The 19,751-nt window shown below is 35.5% G+C and carries 11 protein-coding genes, 16 tRNA genes, 3 rRNA genes and 1 other annotated feature; of the genes, 4 read left to right on the plus strand and 26 right to left on the minus strand.

Translation table 11 applies throughout. From position 1 onward, the window contains the following. Window positions 1-187: 187 nt before the first annotated feature. The gene (gene serS, locus BQ5450_RS03775; protein ID WP_010245016.1) at window positions 188-1,474 is read right to left on the minus strand and encodes a serine--tRNA ligase; all 1,287 of its coding nucleotides are present in this window, start codon (window positions 1,472-1,474) and stop codon (window positions 188-190) included. 37 nt (window positions 1,475-1,511) lie between these two features. After that, window positions 1,512-1,675, minus strand: a binding site (T-box leader). A gap of 398 nt (window positions 1,676-2,073) precedes the next feature. On the opposite strand from serS, the gene BQ5450_RS03780 reads away from it, so the two are divergent. Together BQ5450_RS03780 and BQ5450_RS03785 are read left to right on the plus strand one after the other, a co-directional pair. Continuing rightward, window positions 2,074-2,982 (plus strand): AAA family ATPase, encoded by a 909-nt coding sequence (locus BQ5450_RS03780; protein ID WP_071126031.1) that lies wholly within the window; start codon window positions 2,074-2,076, stop codon window positions 2,980-2,982. Next, entirely contained in the window at window positions 2,975-4,690 is a 1,716-nt protein-coding gene (locus BQ5450_RS03785) for a vWA domain-containing protein (protein ID WP_071126032.1), read from the plus strand. Before BQ5450_RS03780 ends, BQ5450_RS03785 begins: the two co-directional genes overlap by 8 nt. Window positions 4,691-4,910: 220 nt before the next feature. On the opposite strand, the gene BQ5450_RS03790 is transcribed toward BQ5450_RS03785, so the two are convergent. From BQ5450_RS03790 to BQ5450_RS03910, 25 genes are all read right to left on the minus strand, one after another. After that, entirely contained in the window at window positions 4,911-6,092 is a 1,182-nt protein-coding gene (locus tag BQ5450_RS03790; protein WP_071126033.1) for a pyridoxal phosphate-dependent aminotransferase, read from the minus strand. Window positions 6,093-6,106: 14 nt separating this feature from the next. Further along, window positions 6,107-7,063, minus strand: coding sequence for a threonine ammonia-lyase (locus BQ5450_RS03795; RefSeq protein WP_071126034.1), 957 nt, complete (start codon window positions 7,061-7,063; stop codon window positions 6,107-6,109). A gap of 264 nt (window positions 7,064-7,327) precedes the next feature. Continuing rightward, window positions 7,328-7,403, minus strand: a tRNA-Lys gene (locus tag BQ5450_RS03800). 59 nt (window positions 7,404-7,462) lie between these two features. Continuing rightward, window positions 7,463-7,551 (minus strand) — tRNA-Ser (locus BQ5450_RS03805). A gap of 20 nt (window positions 7,552-7,571) precedes the next feature. Further along, window positions 7,572-7,647: transfer RNA gene (locus BQ5450_RS03810), tRNA-Lys, on the minus strand. A gap of 12 nt (window positions 7,648-7,659) precedes the next feature. Continuing rightward, a tRNA-Gln gene (locus tag BQ5450_RS03815) sits at window positions 7,660-7,735 on the minus strand. A gap of 14 nt (window positions 7,736-7,749) precedes the next feature. Then, window positions 7,750-7,826: transfer RNA gene (locus tag BQ5450_RS03820), tRNA-Arg, on the minus strand. Between the two features lie 5 nt (window positions 7,827-7,831). Continuing rightward, window positions 7,832-7,905: transfer RNA gene (locus BQ5450_RS03825), tRNA-Gly, on the minus strand. A gap of 23 nt (window positions 7,906-7,928) precedes the next feature. Further along, window positions 7,929-8,014 (minus strand) — tRNA-Tyr (locus tag BQ5450_RS03830). Between the two features lie 23 nt (window positions 8,015-8,037). Further along, window positions 8,038-8,113 (minus strand) — tRNA-Thr (locus BQ5450_RS03835). A gap of 37 nt (window positions 8,114-8,150) precedes the next feature. Further along, window positions 8,151-8,227 (minus strand) — tRNA-Asp (locus BQ5450_RS03840). Window positions 8,228-8,233: 6 nt separating this feature from the next. Next, a tRNA-Val gene (locus BQ5450_RS03845) sits at window positions 8,234-8,309 on the minus strand. A 4-nt stretch (window positions 8,310-8,313) separates the two neighbouring features. Further along, window positions 8,314-8,388: transfer RNA gene (locus tag BQ5450_RS03850), tRNA-Glu, on the minus strand. A gap of 41 nt (window positions 8,389-8,429) precedes the next feature. Beyond that, window positions 8,430-8,506: transfer RNA gene (locus BQ5450_RS03855), tRNA-Met, on the minus strand. Between the two features lie 11 nt (window positions 8,507-8,517). Further along, window positions 8,518-8,594, minus strand: a tRNA-Met gene (locus BQ5450_RS03860). Between the two features lie 23 nt (window positions 8,595-8,617). After that, window positions 8,618-8,706, minus strand: a tRNA-Leu gene (locus BQ5450_RS03865). Window positions 8,707-8,718: 12 nt separating this feature from the next. Next, window positions 8,719-8,793: transfer RNA gene (locus BQ5450_RS03870), tRNA-Asn, on the minus strand. 24 nt (window positions 8,794-8,817) lie between these two features. Next, window positions 8,818-8,934, minus strand: a 5S ribosomal RNA gene (gene rrf / locus BQ5450_RS03875). 33 nt (window positions 8,935-8,967) lie between these two features. Beyond that, window positions 8,968-11,815, minus strand: a 23S ribosomal RNA gene (locus BQ5450_RS03880). A gap of 104 nt (window positions 11,816-11,919) precedes the next feature. Then, window positions 11,920-11,996 (minus strand) — tRNA-Ile (locus BQ5450_RS03885). Between the two features lie 39 nt (window positions 11,997-12,035). After that, window positions 12,036-13,560: ribosomal RNA gene (locus tag BQ5450_RS03890) — 16S ribosomal RNA — on the minus strand. Together the 16S, 23S and 5S rRNA genes with 16 tRNA genes alongside form the textbook arrangement of a ribosomal RNA operon. 396 nt (window positions 13,561-13,956) lie before the next feature. Continuing rightward, complete coding sequence (gene bioB / locus BQ5450_RS03895) at window positions 13,957-14,922, minus strand: biotin synthase BioB (RefSeq protein ID WP_010248053.1); 966 nt, start codon at window positions 14,920-14,922, stop codon at window positions 13,957-13,959. A 62-nt stretch (window positions 14,923-14,984) separates the two neighbouring features. Continuing rightward, entirely contained in the window at window positions 14,985-15,626 is a 642-nt protein-coding gene (gene trmB / locus BQ5450_RS03900; protein WP_010248050.1) for a tRNA (guanosine(46)-N7)-methyltransferase TrmB, read from the minus strand. Window positions 15,627-15,765: 139 nt separating this feature from the next. Next, complete coding sequence (locus tag BQ5450_RS03905; protein ID WP_071126035.1) at window positions 15,766-16,506, minus strand: DNA/RNA non-specific endonuclease; 741 nt, start codon at window positions 16,504-16,506, stop codon at window positions 15,766-15,768. Continuing rightward, entirely contained in the window at window positions 16,493-16,822 is a 330-nt protein-coding gene (locus BQ5450_RS03910) for an ectoine synthase (RefSeq protein ID WP_071126036.1), read from the minus strand. The genes BQ5450_RS03905 and BQ5450_RS03910 overlap by 14 nt, the downstream gene beginning before the upstream one ends. A 301-nt stretch (window positions 16,823-17,123) precedes the next feature. Between BQ5450_RS03910 and BQ5450_RS03915 the strand changes: the two genes are divergently transcribed. Both BQ5450_RS03915 and megL read left to right on the plus strand, forming a co-directional pair. After that, a complete protein-coding gene (locus BQ5450_RS03915) occupies window positions 17,124-18,509 on the plus strand; it encodes a Na+/H+ antiporter NhaC family protein (RefSeq protein ID WP_010248041.1) in 1,386 nt (461 codons plus the stop codon). A gap of 27 nt (window positions 18,510-18,536) precedes the next feature. Next, on the plus strand, window positions 18,537-19,739 hold the full coding sequence (gene megL / locus BQ5450_RS03920; protein WP_071126037.1) for a methionine gamma-lyase: 1,203 nt from the start codon (window positions 18,537-18,539) through the stop codon (window positions 19,737-19,739). Window positions 19,740-19,751 lie beyond the last annotated feature (12 nt).

Genomic DNA, 19,751 nt, shown 5'->3' on the forward strand with positions numbered 1-19,751 from the left:
ATATATATAATATACATCGGTCTCACATACTTAATAATAAGCTTTCCAGCCGGGCAATGCCGTAATGACGACTGAAAATTTAAAAGTTACTCCCCAAAGTGAATAAATTATATCAAATTATTCTAATAAAAACAATTTTTTTGTCTAAATAATTTATAAAAATATTACTCAAAAATTTTAATCCAAATTATTTTTTTGGAACAATTTTTTCCATTCCACCCATATACATTTGAAGTGGCTTAGGAATTTTAACACTGCCATCCTCTTGAAGAAGATTTTCTAAAAATGCAATTAACATTCTTGGCGGTGCAACAACTGTGTTGTTAAGTGTATGTGCAAGGTAAGTTCCATCTTTGCCACGAAGTTTAATATTAAGCCTTCTTGCTTGTGCATCTCCAAGGTTTGAACAAGATCCAACTTCAAAATATTTATTTTGTCTTGGAGAGAATGCTTCAACATCAAGAGATTTGACCTTTAAATCTGCCAAATCACCTGAACAACATTCCAAAGTTCTCACAGGAATTTCAAGTGAACGGAAAAAGTCAACTGTGTTTTGCCACAATTTTACAAACCAATCCTTTGAATCTTCTGGTTTACAAATTACAACCATCTCTTGCTTTTCAAATTGGTGAATTCTATAAACTCCTCTTTCTTCGATTCCATGTGCTCCAACTTCTTTTCTAAAACATGGAGAGTAAGAAGTCATTGCAAGGGGCATATTTTCCTCTGGGGTAATTGTGTTTATATATTTACCAATCATTGAATGCTCTGAAGTCCCAATTAAATAAAGATCTTCACCTTCAATCTTATACATCATATTTTCCATTTCAGCAAAACTCATTACACCAGTAACAACATCTGAACGAATCATAAATGGTGGGATGTGATATTCAAAACCACGATCAATCATAAAATCTCTTGCATAAGATAAAATTGCAGAGTGAAGTCTTGCAATATCACCCTTTAAATAATAAAAACCTGAACCAGAAGTATTTCTAGCAGAATCTAAATCAATTCCGTCAAAAGTTTCCATAATATCAACATGATAAGGAATTTCATAATCAGGGATAACTGGTTCTCCAAACTTTTCAATTTCCACATTTTCACTGTCATCTTTTCCTATCGGTACACTTTTATCAATCATTTGTGGAATTACTTGCATTCTCTTTTTAAGCTCTTCAGCAAGATTTCTTTCAGATTCTTCTAATCCTGTTATTTCTTCATTTATTTCAGCAACTCTTTTTTTAGCATCCTCCGCTTTATCTTTTTCACCCTTTTGCATAAAACTTCCAATTTCCTTTGACGTTTTATTTTTTTCTGCACGAAGATTATCTCCCTTAGTTTTTGCATCTCTAAGTTCTTCATCTATCTTTATAACTTCATCAACAAGTGGAAGCTTATCTTCTTGAAATTTTTTTTTAATATTTTCTCTTACAGCTTCTGGGTTTTCTCTTACAAATTTAATATCTAACATATATCCTCCCTTAAATTAAAAAAAGTCCCTCAATCCCTAAAGGGACGAGAAACCCGCGTTGCCACCCTAATTAACCTAATGGTTCACTTAAAATTAAATAGACTATGAGGTGGATTCGTTTTAAAAATTTTACAGATTTACACCAAACATCTGCTCTCTAAAAAACTTTTTAAAATTACTATTCTCAGTTATTGTCCTTTGTAGTTTTTTTCATTATATCATAAGAAAAAATTTTTTCAAATACTTTTAAATTTTATTTCTCTTTCAAATACTTTATAAGTGCAAGTATAGCTAATATTACAAGTATAAAAATTGCAATTTCAAAAATTATATAAAAAACTGATGCCATCATCATTTTGCTTGAAATTTCCATAAAACACTTCCCCTCGTTATTTTTTCAAATACTTTATAAGTGCTAGTATTGCCAAAATTATAAGTACAAAGATCGCTACATAAAGAACAATTCCAAAAATTGCCATTCCATTTGCAATTGCCATAAAATACACCTTCCTCTATCAAATTGTACCACATAAACAAATCATATCAAAATATTTCATTATATATATAAATTTTTGTTATAATACACTAGAGGTGATGAAATGAGAGAGTTTTTACTTTCCCAAGGCATTTCAAAAGAACTACTAAATGATGTAGATGAATTTATAGAAACACATGACTTAAATAAAAATTTTGAATATAGAATTCCAAAAATAAAATATAAATACTACGGCAAAAAAACTTGGGAGAAGGCAATTGTAGCAATTTTATCTGGAGAAAATATACTTCTATCTGGTCCAAAAGCAACTGGAAAAAATGTACTTGCAGAAAATTTAGCATACCTTTTTAAAAGACCCCTTTGGACAATTTCCCTTAATATCTCCTCTGATCCAGCAAATTTAATTGGATCAGATACTTTCAAAAATAACGAAGTTACTTTAAAAAAAGGACCAGTCTATGAAGCAGCAGAGCAAGGTGGCTTTGCAGTTTTTGACGAAATAAACATGGCAAAAAATGAAGCCCTTTCTGTTGTGCACTCAACTCTCGATTATAGAAGAGTCTTGGATATTTCAGGATATGATAGATTAAATCTTCACGATGCGACAAGATTTATTGCGACAATGAACTACGGATACATTGGCACTCGAGATTTAAACGAAGCACTTGTTTCAAGATTTTTAGTAATTGATATGCCAACTATTTCTGAAAATGACTTGGCAAAATTATTTAAAGAAAATACAAAATTAAATAATGGTGCAATAAAAATCTTTACAAAATTATTTTTAGATTTACAAGAAAAATCTTTAAATTCAGAAATTTCTTCCAAATCAATTGACCTTCGTGGACTTCTTTCTTCCATAGAACTTATGAATAGAGGTCTTGATATAAAAGACTCCCTTGAACTCGGCATCGTAGACAAAACCTTTGATGATTACGAAAGAGAAATTGTTACAGATGTAATTGACACTCTCTTTTCAAAAAATATGGATAGAGCTGATTTATTTGAATGATGAAGATAGACTGAAAAATATTTTTTGGACTGTATCTGATTTTTATGAATATGACATCTTTAGCTTTTCATTAAAACCTATTGACTCCTATGAAGCCGCCATACTGGGTTATGCCATTAATTACTTCGATTTTTATGTAGTAGATGATTTCTTCAAAAAGTTTGTAAATAATTTAAATAATAAAAAAGATTTGTGGGAAATTTCAAAATTAATTTTAGAAAATATTTTTTCAGAAGAAATGATTATAGAAAGACCAGGAACAGCCGACTTCAAAATATATCACTTTAACAAAATTTTGAAAAATTTAAGCCGAAAAGAAATAATTTTAACAACAGAACTTAAAATTGGATATATCCAAAAAGAAAGAGGAATGTACCCCAAAGTTCAAAAAATTTTGGAAGAAATGTTAAATGAAATCTGTAATTTTAAATCAAAGAACACCTGTGAATATTTAGACTTTTTAAAATATATCTTTAAAAAATATTTTCATATAAATAAAGACCTCTCAAATAACTGGGACATGGATTATGAAGAATTTAAAAAGGAAATAAAATCAAATTCATCTTCTAAAAAAAATAAACCTTACAAAAGAAAAAAATTTATAGACAACACCTTTTTAGAAAAATACAATATCGAATCAGCAGAGTTTACATTTTTTAACGACGACTTTAGAGATGTAAATGTTAAGGAAGACTCTTCTCCAAAAAATTTTAGTGACCAAAACATTTACAAATCTCTACAAAAACGCTATGGAAAGGAAAATATAAATAGATACATTCCAGATAAAATAGAAGAGGAAATTTCAACAGGAATTCACAATGACATTAAATTTTATTTTCCAAGTGGCGAATTTGGAAATAAAATTTCCTATTATGCTGAAGAAGAAAAAAATAATTATCTCGATAACTTAAAATTTTACGAAGAAAATAAATTACAAAATCAAAGGGCGATAAGAGAACTATCTGCCACAATAAAAAATTCTCTACTAAAAGAATCAGAAGATGAAATAATAAAATCGACTTCAGGAAAAATTATTCCATCAGAAATTTGGAAAGCTAAAGAGCTAAATCAGAATAAAATTTTTAGAAAAATAAATAGAAAGAATTCCAATGAAATTTTTGTGGACATTCTCCTTGACTCATCAGCATCACAGAATAATAGAAAGGAAATCGTGGCAACAGAAAGTTATATTATAGCAGAAGCACTGACAAGCTTAAATATAAAGACTAGAATTTTTTCTTACAATAATTTTTACAATTATATTGTTATAAAAAAATATAGGGACTACAATGACCCATCTTCAAAAAACAAAAATATCTTTAAATACTCACCAAGTGGATCAAACAGGGACGGACTTGCAATAAAATTTATGCGTCACTTGATTTCAAAAAATTATGACTCAAGAAGATTTTTAATAATCCTAACCGATGGACTTCCCTTTGATGAAATTGACATTGGAATAGTAGGTGCCTCAAAGATTCCTGGAGAAAATTATAAAGATGAAGCTGCGGTAATGGATACGTCAAAGGAGATACTCCTTACAAAACTAAAAGGTATAAACACCTTTGGAGTTTTCACCGGAAAAGAATCAGAAAGTTCAAATATAAAAAAAATCTACGGCAACGATTATGCCTATATAACCGATGTCGCAAGATTTCACAAAATCGTGGGAATATTTCTAAAAACATATGCAAATAAAATAGAGTAGATAAAGTAAAAAGCCCTCATTACTGGCTTATGCAGTAATAAGTGGCTTTTTAATATTATTTCTATTTTAAATCCTAATTTTACTAGACTTATTGAATAAATTAAATTTTCATTATTTGAAAGTCTTTAAAGCAACACTGATACAATTTCAAAGATAATTCTAATTAATCTAATTGTCATCATCTTATTCATTTTGCAACTCAACTATCAACATAAAAATCTTATTTACTCATAAAATGCTTGCAGGCTTTTTCCATCCTCTTTAGCCCTTCTACAATATCATCATAACTACTTGCATAAGAAAATCTAATAAAGCCTTCTCCTGCTGTTCCAAATACTGTACCTGGAACAACAGCTACACACTCTTCATTTAAAAGGTACTCACAAAATTCTTCTGCACTCACACCTACACCTTTTATATTTATAAAGGCATAAAATGCACCGTCAGGATTATTCAAACTAAGACCCTCAATTGAATTTACCTTTTCTACAATATAATCACGTCTTCTCTTATATTCTTTTACCATTTTCTCTACATCATCTTCTGCATCCTTAAGAGCAGTTACACCTGCGTGTTGAACAAAGGATGTTGCACAAGATGTATTGTGTTGATGAATAATATTTAATGTTTTAATAAAATCTTCTGATGCTGCAATATATGCAAGACGAAAACCAGTCATGGAAAAAGTTTTTGAAAAACCATTTATTGTAATAGTTCTTTCTTTCATTCCATCAACAGATGCAATTGAAAAATGTTCCCTATCACCATAAATAATCTTTTCATAAATCTCATCAGAAATCACAAGCAGATCCTTTTCTTTTGCAAAATCTGCTAGTTTTTCAATAGTTTCTCTTGTAAGCATTGATCCAATTGGATTAGATGGTGTAATAATTACAATTGCCTTAGTTTTTTCTGATACAAGATTTTCCAATTCCTTAAAATCTATTTGAAAGTCATTTTCTTCTGAAAGATTATAAGACTTTGGTTCTGCTCCCATTATATGAGCTGTATTTATATAATTTGGCCAACATGGATTTGGAAGTAAAATTTCATCTCCATCTTCCAAAATTAATGAATATGAATCATAAATTGCCTCACTTGCACCAGCTGTTATTAAAATTTCTTTTGCAGAATAATCTAAATTATTTTCATTTCTAAGTTTATCTGCAACAGCTTCTCTAAGATCCATTATTCCAAAATTAGAAGTATAAAAAACTTCTCCTCTCTCAATGCTCTTTATAGTTGCTTCTTTTATAACCTGTGGAGTATCAAAGTCAGGTCTTCCAACTTCAAAGTGATAAACTCTCTTTCCATCTCTTTCCATTTCAAGAGTCTTTTCATTTATCTTTCTAATTCCTGACGGCGCTACTTTATTAAACTTTTCACAAATAAAATTTTTCATACTTCCCTCCAACATTATGAATTAATTATTTTCTCAACAGAGCTTCCTTCTATATTTCCACCTGTCACTATTAATACTAACTTATCTCTTTCATCATACTTTATTTTACCTTCCAAAATTGCACCAAGTCCAATTGCAGAAGAAGGCTCAACAATTAATTTTTCTTTATTATACAACAAATCAAGAGCTTTTTTAATATTTTCATCTTCACAAGTTACAACATCATCTACTAAATCCCTTACAATGGAAAAAACTTTGTCGCCTGGTTTAATTGACTGAAGTCCATCGGCAAGAGTCTTTCCTTTTTTTACTTCAGTTGGTCTATTTTCTTTTAAAGATCTAGTGTATCTAGCTATATTAACTGGCTCAACACCAATTACCTCACTCCACCTTGTTACACCCTTTGTGTACATTGCTATACCTGAAATAAGACCACCTCCTCCAATTGGAACAATCATTTTTAAATGATCCATTTTATTTAAAATTTCAACAGCAATAGTACCTTGACCTTTCAAAATATCTTCGTCATCATAAGGATGAATAAAAGTCATATTTTCTTTTTTAGCAATTTCATTTGCAACTATAAATCTCTCTTCAACACTTGAAATAATTACTTCAGCGCCTAAATCTTTTATCATTTTTCTTTTTATTTCAGTCGCAGTATCAGGGAGAATGATTTTTGCAGGAATGCCAAGCATCTTTGCACAAGTTGCAACACCTTTTCCATGATTTCCACTAGAAGCAGTTATCACTCCACCCTTTAACTCATCATTAGAAAGCTTTTTAATTTTATTTAGAGCACCTCTAATTTTAAAAGAATTTGTCTTTTGCATATTTTCAAGTTTTGCATACACGCTTGTCCCAAGATATTCTGAAACATAATTAAGTCTAACAAGAGGTGTTTCATAAATATCATCTCTAATTCTCTCTCTAGCCTTTAAAATATCTTTATAACCATTTCTATAATCCAAAATTTTCCTCCCTTTTAAAATCTTTTACATTGCTAATTTTTTATATTATAAAAATTATAATATGATAAAGAGAATTTGTAAAATCATATTTTAATATATCATCAAACTAATTTATCTAAGATTACAACAAATAAAAAAGAACTCCAAATTTTAAAATGAAGTTCTCAAAAAAGTTCTTTATACTTTATACTAAAATAAATAGTTCTAAAATATTTGTTGGTGATAAAAAATATTCTTTAACAGATATTTCTTTGAATAAAAAAATGGTGACCCATGCGCGATTCGAACGCGCGACACCTTGATTAAAAGTCAAGTGCTCTACCGACTGAGCTAATGGGTCACATAAAACAAATATATAAAATTTTCAACAAAAAATCTGTGACATTCACAGATTAAAAATGGCGGAGAGGAAGGGATTCGAACCCTTGTGGGCTTGCACCCTAACGGTTTTCAAGACCGCCCCGTTATGACCACTTCGGTACCTCTCCACAAATATAAAATTTTAAAATGGTGACCCATGCGCGATTCGAACGCGCGACACCTTGATTAAAAGTCAAGTGCTCTACCGACTGAGCTAATGGGTCATATTATTAAATTGGCTGGGGTGGCAGGACTCGAACCTACGCATGCCAGAGTCAAAGTCTGGTGCCTTACCGACTTGGCTACACCCCAATGCTTTTTAGGTTTGGCGCACCTAGGAGGATTCGAACCCCCGGCACATGGATTAGAAGTCCATTGCTCTATCCTACTGAGCTATAGGTGCTTATATGGAGCGGGTGAAGGGAATCGAACCCTCGCAACCAGCTTGGAAGGCTGGGGCTCTACCACTGAGCTACACCCGCATAAATAATTTTATTAAGTTATTTGGTGGAGGAGAGTGGATTTGAACCACTGAAAGCTAAGCTAACGGATTTACAGTCCGTCCCCTTTGGCCAACTCGGGAACTCCTCCATGTGATTTCCCATAAGTTTTATTGGAGCTGGTGGGAGGACTTGAACCCCTAACCTACTGATTACAAGTCAGTTGCTCTACCAATTGAGCTACACCAGCTTAATTAGTTGCATTTTTTATACTTACTAATTTTTATTGGCGACCTGGATCGGGTTCGAACCGACGACCTCCAGCGTGACAGGCTGGCATTCTAACCAACTGAACTACCAGGCCATTTCTTGGTGGACACAATAGGGCTCGAACCTATGACCCCCTGCTTGTAAGGCAGATGCTCTCCCAACTGAGCTATGCGTCCATTCTGGTGACCCTGCCGAGAATCGAACTCGGGATACCACCGTGAAAGGGTGGTGTCTTAACCGCTTGACCACAGGGCCTTATTTGGTAGCGGTTCATGTAACACAAACCGTATTTTAAATGGTAGCGGCGAAGAGATTTGAACTCCTGACACTACGGGTATGAACCGTATGCTCTAGCCAACTGAGCTACGCCGCCATAATTTTTTATGGTAGCGGGAGAAGGATTTGAACCTCCGACCTTCGGGTTATGAGCCCGACGAGCTACCAAACTGCTCCATCCCGCGTCATTTTCACCCGGCTTTTTTATTGGTGCCGAGAATCGGAATCGAACCGATACGGTGTTTAACCACCGCAGGATTTTAAGTCCTGTGCGTCTGCCAGTTCCGCCACCCCGGCTTACTTTTTTTCTGGCTCTCAGGGTGGGACTCGAACCCACAGCCTACCGGTTAACAGCCGGTTGCTCCACCATTGAGCTACCTAAGATTATTTGAGGCTCTTTAGCCTCTAAACTGGCGATAACTTACTCTCCCAGGTCGTTGCCAACCAAGTACCATCAGCGGACTAATGCTTAACTTCTGTGTTCGGTATGGGTACAGGTGTGTCCATTGTCCTATTCTCACCAGATTAACTTAAAAAACTAATCTACTCTTCTTTCTCTTGGTCAAGTCTTCGACCTATTAGTACTCGCTAGCTGAATGTATTGCTACACTTACACCTTGAGCCTATCTACCTAATTTTCTTCTAGGGGTCTTATCTTTCGAGGGAAATCTCATCTCGAGGGGGGCTTCGGGCTTAGATGCCTTCAGCTCTTATCCCTTCCAAACTTAGCTTCCCAGCTATGCACTTGGCAGTACAACTGGTGCACCAGCGGTTTGTCCATCCCGGTCCTCTCGTACTAAGGACAGCTCCTCTCAAATTTCCTACGCCCACGACGGATAGGGACCGAACTGTCTCGCGACGTTCTGAACCCAGCTCGCGTGCCTCTTTAATGGGCGAACAGCCCAACCCTTGGGACCTACTTCAGCCCCAGGATGAGACGAGCCGACATCGAGGTGCCAAACCTCCCCGTCGATGTGGACTCTTGGGGGAGATAAGCCTGTTATCCCCGGGGTAGCTTTTATCCGTTGAGCGATGGCCCTTCCACTCGGTACCACCGGATCACTAAGTCCTGCTTTCGCATCTGCTCGACTTGTTGGTCTCGCAGTTAAGCTCCCTTCTGCCTTTATACTCTTCGCACGATTTCCGTCCGTGCTGAGGGAACCTTTGAACGCCTCCGTTACTCTTTCGGAGGCGACCGCCCCAGTCAAACTGTCCAACTGAGAGTGTCCCTTCCCCAGTTTCATGGGGTTAGGTTAGAATTCTAGCATTAAAAGAGTGGTATCCCAACGGTGACTCCTAAGATACTGGCGTACCTTATTCTTCGTCTCCCACCTATTCTGTACGTTTAATCCCAAAATTCAATCTCAGCCTACAGTAAAGCTCCACGGGGTCTTTCCGTCCTGTCGTGGGTAAGCGGCATCTTTACCGCTACTACAATTTCACCGGATCCTTTGTTGAGACAGTGCCCAAATCGTTACACCTTTCGTGCGGGTCGGAACTTACCCGACAAGGAATTTCGCTACCTTAGGACCGTTATAGTTACGGCCGCCGTTTACTGGGGCTTCAGTTCTAAGCTTCGCTTATGCTAACTTTTTCCCTTAACCTTCCAGCACCGGGCAGGTGTCAGCTCCTATACTTCGTCTTTCGACTTCGCAGAAACTTGTGTTTTTGGTAAACAGTCGCTTGGGCCTTTTCACTGCGGCCCCCTTTTACAGGGGCTCCCCTTCTCCCGAAGTTACGGGGTCATTTTGCCGAGTTCCTTAACAAAGGTTTTTCCGCTCGTCTTAGGATTCTCTCCTCACCTACCTGTGTCGGTTTGCGGTACGGGCGATACTTCTCTTGTAGTGGCTTTTCTTGGCAGTGTGGAGTTATAAGCTTCTCTACTTGTTTTCGATCCGCATCACGCTTTAGACTTCTCGGAAAGCGGATTTGCCTACTTCCCATCCTTTGCGCTTGCACGCCTCACCAACTGGGCGCTCTTATTATCCTTCTGCGTCCCCACTTCCTCACTGATTGTATCGGTACAGGATTTTCAACCTGTTGTCCATCGACTACGCTTTTCAGCCTCGCCTTAGGTCCCGACTTACCCTGAGTGGACGAGCCTTGCTCAGGAATCCTTAGGTTTTCGACGGGTGAGATTCTCACTCACCTCTCGCTACTCATGCCAGCATTCTCTCTTGTATGATGTCCACAGTGCTTTTCAACTTCTGCTTCTTCCTTCATACATTGCTCCTCTACCAACGTTTTTCGTTCCATAGCTTCGGTATATAGTTTAGCCCCGGTTATCTTCGGCGCAGAGTCACTTGACTAGTGAGCTATTACGCACTCTTTAAATGAGTGGCTGCTTCTAAGCCAACATCCTAGTTGTCTCAGTAACTCCACATCCTTTCCCACTTAACTATAATTTTGGGACCTTAGCTGATGGTCTGGGCTCTTTCCCTTTCGACTATGAAGCTCATCCCCCATAGTCTGACTCCCTAGCGTATGATTTGGTATTCGGAGTTTGATAGGTCTCGGTAACATATGCATGCCCCTTGACCAGTCAGTGCTCTACCCCCTTTTCATTCTTGCTAGAGGCTAGCCCTAAAGCTATTTCGAGGAGAACCAGCTATCTCCGTGTTCGTTTGGCTTTTCACCCCTATCCACAAGTCATCCGATAGCTTTTAAACGCTACCCGGTTCGAGCCTCCATTGAATTTTACTTCAACTTCACTCTGCTCATGGATAGATCACACGGTTTCGGGTCTACGACTACTAACTTTTGCCCTCTTTAGACTCGCTTTCGCTTCGGCTCCACATCTTTAATGTTTAACCTTGCTTGTAATCGTAACTCGCTGGCCCGTTCTACAAAAAGTACACGATCGTGGCTTTTGCCACTTTCGCTGCTTGTAAACACTAGGTTTCAGATTCTATTTCACTCCCCTCCCGGGGTTCTTTTCACCTTTCCCTCACGGTACTTGTTCGCTATCGGTCACCAAGTAGTATTTAGCCTTAGGGGGTGGTCCCCCTGTATTCCCACTGAATTTCTCGTGTTCCGTGGTACTCTTTTGTGTCGGATATCTTCGCCTTCGTCTACGGGACTGTTACCTTCTTTGGTTCGTCTTCCCAGATGATTCGACTGGCTATTTTCTCTTTTTACACGTTTGGGCTCTTCCCTGTTCGCTCGCCGCTACTTTGGGAATCGAGTTTTCTTTCTCTTCCTCAGGTTACTTAGATGTTTCAGTTCACCTGGTTCGCTTCCTATAGTTATTTATTGGCTATAGGATTCCTCTTTTGAGGTGGGTTTCCCCATTCGGATATCTGAGGCTTGGCTTATTTGCAGCTAACCTCAGCTTTTCGCAGCTTGTCACGTCCTTCTTCGCCTCTTGGTGCCTAGGCATTCTCCTAGTGCTCTTTTTAACTTGACCTTTGTTAATAAACATTTCTGTTTATTTCCAGTTTAATTGTTCTTTTTAGAAATTTTGATTAGTTTTTTAGTTGTTATGGTTCAAAACTTAGTATAACTAAGTTATGGTGGACCTGGGTGGACTCGAACCACCGACCTCACGCTTATCAGGCGTGCGCTCTAACCAGCTGAGCTACAGGTCCATATATAATTAAAATAGTGTGAAGATTCATTTTCCTTAGAAAGGAGGTGATCCAGCCGCACCTTCCGATACGGCTACCTTGTTACGACTTCACCCCAGTCACTTATCCTACCTTCGACTGCTGCTACCTTACGGTTTGCTCACAGGCTTCGGGTATTACAAGCTCCCATGGTGTGACGGGCGGTGTGTACAAGACCCGGGAACGCATTCACCGCAGCATTCTGATCTGCGATTACTAGCAACTCCATCTTCATGTACTCGAGTTGCAGAGTACAATCCGAACTGGGAAAGGCTTTTTGAGGTTTGCTTGAGATCACTCTGTTGCTTCCCTTTGTACCTTCCATTGTAGCACGTGTGTAGCCCAGGGCATATAGGGCATGATGATTTGACGTCATCCCCACCTTCCTCCGATTTATCATCGGCAGTCTCTTTAGAGTTCCCATCTTATATGCTGGCAACTAAAGATAGGGGTTGCGCTCGTTGCGGGACTTAACCCAACATCTCACGACACGAGCTGACGACAACCATGCACCACCTGTATTGAGGCTTCCGAAGAAGTATACTTATCTCTAAGTACGTCCTCAGTATGTCAAGCCCTGGTAAGGTTCTTCGCGTTGCTTCGAATTAAACCACATGCTCCGCTGCTTGTGCGGGTCCCCGTCAATTCCTTTGAGTTTCATGCTTGCGCACGTACTCCCCAGGCGGAGTGCTTATTGTGTTAACTGCGGCACCGACATTCGCCGACACCTAGCACTCATCGTTTACAGCGTGGACTACCAGGGTATCTAATCCTGTTTGCTACCCACGCTTTCGTTCCTCAGCGTCAGAATGAGCCCAGTAAGTCGCCTTCGCCACCGGTATTCTTTTTAATATCTACGCATTTCACCGCTACACTAAAAATTCCACTTACCTCTACTCTTCTCAAGATATGCAGTTTCAAATGCTTACAGTAGTTAAGCTACTGCCTTTTACATCTGACTTGCATTTCCGCCTGCGAACCCTTTACGCCCAGTGATTCCGGACAACGCTAGCCCCCTACGTATTACCGCGGCTGCTGGCACGTAGTTAGCCGGGGCTTTTTCTTATGGTACCGTCATTATCTTCCCATATAAAAGAACTTTACGACTCGAAAGCCTTCTTCGTTCACGCGGCGTCGCTGCATCAGAGTTCCCTCCATTGTGCAATATTCCCCACTGCTGCCTCCCGTAGGAGTTTGGACCGTTTCTCAGTTCCAATGTGGCCGTTCACCCTCTCAGGCCGGCTACCCATCGTCGCCTTGGTAGGCTTTTACTCTACCAACTAGCTAATGGGACGCGAGTCCATCTTAGACCACCGGAGTTTTGATCGTTATGACATGTGTCATTATGATTTTATTTGGTATTAATCCCGGTTTCCCGAGGCTATCCCAATGTCTAAGGCAGGTTACTCACGTGTTACTCACCCGTCCGCCGCTAATCCACTTTATCTTCGCCCCGAAGGGTTCTGTTAAAGTTTCATCGCTCGACTTGCATGTGTTAAGCGCGCCGCCAGCGTTCGTCCTGAGCCAGGATCAAACTCTCAATTAAAAAATTTGTATGACTCATTAGTTTTATCAAACTAAACGAATTTCTGGTTTGCTTTTGTGATTTTATCACGATTTTTTGATTCTTTATGAATCTTTCTATCTTCACACTATTTAATTATCATTGTTCTTGCTACTCTTGAAGTAGCTTTTTTATTATACTCTTGTATTTTTTTCTTGTCAAGTATTTTTTACAACTTTTTTGTTTTATTTTTACTTAACTTTTACAAAAGTTTTGTTGCCTTAGTTGACAACTATTATAGTTTAGCATTTTATTGTTTTACTGTCAACTGTTTTTTTTATTTTTTTCCGTATTTTTTTGTTTTTTATTTAAAAAATAACAGCTACTTTTGTTGTAGCTGTTATATATTACTATTTTTGTTTTTCTTTGTCAAGTATTTTATACGGCTTTTATATTAAAATTTAATTTTTCTAATGTTTCTATATCCTCTTCTATTGAAGGTCCTTCTGTTGTAAGAAGAACTCCTGATATAGTTGCATTTGCTCCGCTTCTAAAGGCAGACTTTCCAAATCCATCCATTAGGGCTCTTCCTCCAGCTAATCTTATGAAGGCATCTTTTAATATAAACCTGTATGTGGCACATGTCCTATTTACTTCTTCCATAGATAATTTTTCATTATTTTCTAGTGGTGTGTTTTTTACTGGGTTAAGTAAATTTACAGGCACTGATTTTATATTTAAATCTCTAAGCTCTAATGCCATATCTATTCTATCTATAAAACTTTCCCCTAATCCTATTAGTCCACCTGAGCAAATTTCCATTCCTGAAGCTTGTGCTGCTTTTATTGTGTTTATTTTTTGATCATAACTGTGCGTTGTGCATATTTCTTTAAAATAATTTCTAGATGTTTCTAAGTTGTTGTGCACTCTTTTTATTCCAGCATCTTTTAACTTTTTAAATCCTTCTTGAGATATTAATCCTCCTGAAAGGCATACTCTTATCCCTGGTGCTCTTTTATATATTTCTCTTGTTATGTCACAAATCTTTTCTATGTCATCTTCAGTGAGAGATTTGCCACTTGCTACCATAGAAAATCTTGGAACTCCTCTATTATATTTGTCTACTGCATCTTCGACTATTGTTTCTTTATCCAAAAGATCATATTCTTTTACTCTTGTTTTGTAGTGAGAAGACTGTGCACAAAATTTACAATTTTCAGAACACTTTCCACTCTTTGCATTTATTATGGTACAAATGTCAAAATCATTGCCACAAAAATATTCTCGAAGTTCATTTGCTGCTGAGGTTAGTTTTTCATAATCACTTTTATAAATTTCTATGGCTTCTTCCCTTGTCACTTCATATCCATTTTTAACTTTTTCTTTTAATTCAAAAATATCCATCTCTTCAACTCCTAGAAGTTATTATATATTTCTGAACTTTTATTGTCAATTATTTTATAATTTTAGTTAACGTAATATTCAAATACACCAAATTTAATTTCTTCGCCTAATTTTCTAAACTTATTTTCATATTCTGTGACAATATTTTCTGGATAATCTTCTAATTTCATATCAAAGTCATATATTAAAATGGAAAATCCTTCATCTATAAAATAATCCAAACTTTCTTCGAACAGTTCTAAGTCATCTGTTTTAAAAAATATTTGAGATTTTGGTTTTAAAATCACTTTATATTTTTCAAGTAACCTTGGATAAGTTAGTCTCCTTTTTTTGTGTTTCGATTTTGGCCATGGATTACAAAAATTTATATATATTCTATTGATTTCGTCTTTGTCAAAATAGTCCAATATGTTCTCTGCATTTATTGGCATAGCCCTAACATTAGTTAAATCTTCTTCTAATATTTTTCTTGTTGCATATATTAATGCATTTGTTTCAATATCTACCATTATATAATTAATATTTTTATTTCTTTTTGCTGACTCTATTGTAAATTTTCCTTTACCTGCCCCTATTTCAAGATAAATCGGATTGTCATTTCCAAAAATTTCTTTCCACTTTCCTTTGTTCTCTTCTCCGTTAAAAAATACGTATGGGTTTTTACGCATTTCAGGTATAGCAAAATGTTTTTTCCTAAGTCTCATAAGCATTCTCCTTTTTAGCTTATGGTATTATAACACATGATTTCCCCCTGTCAACAAATCTAATTAATTTTTATAATTTTATTTATTATAAGATAAATGGGAAAATAATAGTTACAATTTATACTACTTTATTTTGATATTAATTTTTTGCTCTTTTCGTTCTACCAGTTTTATAATCTATGTCTACGCCTTCTTCTATATTTTTTGCAAAAACTCTAAACTTTATTTTTTTTCCATTGTCTTCAATACTATAAGCTTCAATTATAACTCCTCTTGCAACTAATTCATCCCCTACAAAAATTGGCGTTACTCTATATCTCACCTTTTTGCCAGTGTTTTTTATATATTCTGCCACTACATTTTCGAAAGGAAGCATTCCTTTTGTATTAAATGATCTTGTCCCCGTCATTAGATTTTTCCAATTGTCATTTTCTCCAGTTAATTGATACGCAATTAAGTGACACCTATTATAAACTGCTCCTCCGTCTACAAACTTATAAAATTTTTGGTTCCAACCGCTGGGATAGACTTTCGAAATATCTCCCCTTGCCTTTTTAGGTAAACTTTCTGGTCCAATTAATGCATTAGCAGGACCTACTCTATTTAAGTTATCCAGCTCTGAAAATTCTTGATAATCTGGAGCCATTTGCAAATCTTCATTAGAAAATTGTGGAGGATTTTTATCTATTTCATAGTAGATGCTCTTTCCCTTTACTTCATATTCATTTTGAAATATTTCTAAAATTTCTTCTGCTATATTTATAAAATTCTTATTTTTATAATTTTTATCAAAGTCTTGTAAGTTATCTATTCCAAACAAAACTCCAATAATAGTGAGTATAAGTGCTGTTATAATTTTTGTATTTTTATTTTTCTTCAATGATACTCCTCTTTCTAAAAAGACAAATCCAAACTGCTTTATTTTGGAACACTACTTGATGTTTCTCATGGGCTTTTATTTCTAAAAAATCTCCTTCTTCTAATTTCAATATTTTTCCTTTTATAAATTTAATTTTTGCACTACCACTTATTAGAAAAACCAATTCTATCTCTTTTTGATCATAAACTTGTGTAACTTGATTTAAAGACATTGTTCTCAAAATTTTAATATCTCTATCTTCATAAATAATTTCTTCTAATTCTCTATCTTCTGAAAATTTTATATTTTTATAAATGTTAAATATTTCTTTATTCATGACAATATTATATAAGATTATCTTTCTATATGAAACTACAAATGAAACGTATTTTACTTTAATAACAAAATACCATTTTAAATTAAAATTACTTCACAAACTTAATTTTAAATATTATAATTGATATAAATATAAAACTTATTTTTTATATAGACAAACGATATCATAGACTATATAAGTTTTTTCAGTTATAATTTTATGAGCGTATTTTACTTTATTAAAAATTTAAGAAAGGTTGTGATGATTTTATTATTTATCAATTAATAAATAAAGATTTTTGTTTTATTCAAGGAGGTTTTTTATGGAAAACAAAAATTTAAAACCTAAAGCAAATGGTGCAGCACTTCTTCCTTTTATAACTTTTGTCCTTGTATATCTTTTAACTGGACTAATTTTAAATAATATGGGGATCGAGATGGCATTCTATCAAGTCGCTGCTCCTGTATGTATTTTGCCAGCTATTATTTTAGCATTTATTATGTTTGATGGATCTATGGATGACAAATTTAATGACTTTGTAAGAGGCTGCGGAGATGAAAACATAATTATAATGTGTCTTATATACATATTGGCTGGAGCCTTTGCCACAGTGTCCAAAGCTTCCGGAGGAGTTGACTCTGTTGTAAACTTTGCTCTGTCTTTAATTCCTGTTCAATATATTACAGCTGGAATTTTTTTGATTGGATGTTTTATCTCTATTTCAACAGGGACTTCAGTAGGAACAATTTCTGCAGTAGGACCTATTGCAGTTGGTGTAGCAACTAAGGGAAATCTTCCGCTTACACTTGTAATTGGATCTCTAGTTGGGGGAGCTATGTTTGGAGATAACTTGTCTGTTATATCTGATACTACAATTGCTGCAACTAGAACTCAAAATGTAGATATGAAAGACAAATTCAGAGCAAATATAAAAATCGCACTTCCTGCAGCTATCATCACTTTTATTATCTTATTGATTGTAGGAAAACCAGAGGGCGAAGTTGCACTTGATGATCTTTATTACAATTTTGTTCTTATAATTCCTTATCTTTTTGTTCTAATTACAGCTCTTATAGGTATGAATGTCTTTTTAGTTTTAACTAGTGGAATTGTTCTATCTGGAATTATAGGAATAATAACTGGCGGTCTAACTATGATGACTTTTGCACAAAATATTTTTGAAGGTTTTAGTGGAATGTTTGAAATCTTCTTATTGTCACTATTAACAGGCGGCCTTTCCTATATGGTTTCTAGCAATGGCGGGATAGCATGGCTTGTGCAAAAAATCAGTGGTTTTGCAAAAGATGTTAAGTCTGCAGAAATTTCAATTGCTCTACTTACACTTTTAACAGATGCTGCAACTGCAAATAACACTGTTGCAATAATAATTGGCGGCCCTGTTGCAAAAGAAATATCAAATGATTTTAATGTCGACCCAAGAAGATCTGCTTCTTTCTTGGATACTTTCTCCTGTGTGATGCAAGGTATTATTCCTTATGGTGCTCAAATTTTAATAGCAGCAGGTCTAACTAAAGAACTAGGAACTCAGGCTATTTCTCCTATTGAGATAATACCATTTTTATGGTATCAAGGTTTTCTTTTCTTGTTTGCAATTCTTTCCATATTTATAAGATTTGCAGACCCAAAAGGCAAATGGAATTTTGAACTAGATATTCCACAAGAAGAAGTCAATCAAAATTTAAAATAATTATTTTATTTTTTAAGGAGGTATTTTATGAATAGTAAAGATGAAATTAAAAAAATGCACTTTGAAACTAAAGCTATACATGGTGGATATGAAAAAAACAAATATGGTGCTTTAGCCACTCCTATCTATCAAACTTCTACATTTATTTTCGATTCTGCAGAACAAGGTGGAAATAGATTTGCTCTTGAAGAAGATGGCTACATATATTCAAGACTTGGAAATCCAACTAATACTCAGCTTGAAGAAAAAGTTGCACTTCTTGAAGAAGGTGAGGCTTGTGTTTCTACTGCTTCTGGTATGGGTGCTATAACTTCTACCTTTTGGCCTTTCATCAAATGTGGCGATCACGTTATAGCTGCAAAAACTCTTTACGGCTGTACTTTTGCATTTTTAGAACACTCCGTATCAAAAATGGGTGTTGAGGTTGACTTTGTAGATATTACAAATGTGGATAATATCTTAAATTCAATAAAAGAAAATACAAAAATTGTCTACTTAGAAACTCCAGCGAACCCTAATATGGATATGTGCGACATAAAACTTGTCGCTACAAAAGTTCACGAAATAAACAAGGACTGTCTTGTAATCGTAGATAACACTTATTGCACTCCTTATATTCAAAGACCACTAACACTCGGTGCAGATATTGTGGTTCACTCTGCAACAAAATACTTAAATGGTCACGGTGATGTTATTGCTGGATTTGCTGTTGGCAGAAAAGAATTAATTGATCAGATTAGACTCGTTGGCGTTAAAGATTGTACTGGAGCAGTGCTTGCACCTTTTAATGCCTATTTAGTTTTAAGAGGAATGAAAACTCTTCAAATTAGAATGGAAAAGCACTGCCAAAATGCAATGAAAGTTGCAGAATTTTTGGAAAAACATCCAAAAGTTAAAAATATTGAATATCCAGGTCTTAAATCTTTTAAATATTACGAAATTGCTAAAAAACAAATGAATCTTCCTGGTGCAATGATTGCTTTTGAAATTGAAGGTGGAAAAGAAGCTGGTGTAAAACTTATGAACAGTGTAAAACTTTGCACACTTGCAGTTTCTCTTGGAGATGCAGAAACACTTATCCAACACCCTGCTTCCATGACCCACTCTCCTTACACACCAGAGGAAAGAACTGTGGCAGGAATATCTGAAGGTTTAATAAGACTTTCTGTCGGTCTTGAAAATGCAGATGATATAATAGAAGATTTAAAAAATGCTTTTGATAAAATTTAAAATAAAATTTAA

The organism is Peptoniphilus lacydonensis (assembly GCF_900106515.1).
GTDB classification, from domain to species: domain Bacteria; phylum Bacillota; class Clostridia; order Tissierellales; family Peptoniphilaceae; genus Peptoniphilus_A; species Peptoniphilus_A lacydonensis.

Excerpts from the sequence above, each read along its gene's own strand:
- BQ5450_RS03915 (WP_010248041.1), top strand. The coding sequence starts at position 17,124 with ATGGAAAACAAAAATTTAAAACCTAAAGCAAATGGTGCAGCACTTCTT.
- BQ5450_RS03790 (WP_071126033.1), bottom strand. The coding sequence starts at position 6,092 with ATGAAAAATTTTATTTGTGAAAAGTTTAATAAAGTAGCGCCGTCAGGA.
- megL (WP_071126037.1), top strand. The coding sequence starts at position 18,537 with ATGAATAGTAAAGATGAAATTAAAAAAATGCACTTTGAAACTAAAGCT.
- trmB (WP_010248050.1), bottom strand. The coding sequence starts at position 15,626 with ATGAGACTTAGGAAAAAACATTTTGCTATACCTGAAATGCGTAAAAAC.
- bioB (WP_010248053.1), bottom strand. The coding sequence starts at position 14,922 with ATGGATATTTTTGAATTAAAAGAAAAAGTTAAAAATGGATATGAAGTG.
- serS (WP_010245016.1), bottom strand. The coding sequence starts at position 1,474 with ATGTTAGATATTAAATTTGTAAGAGAAAACCCAGAAGCTGTAAGAGAA.
- BQ5450_RS03780 (WP_071126031.1), top strand. The coding sequence starts at position 2,074 with ATGAGAGAGTTTTTACTTTCCCAAGGCATTTCAAAAGAACTACTAAAT.
- BQ5450_RS03910 (WP_071126036.1), bottom strand. The coding sequence starts at position 16,822 with ATGAATAAAGAAATATTTAACATTTATAAAAATATAAAATTTTCAGAA.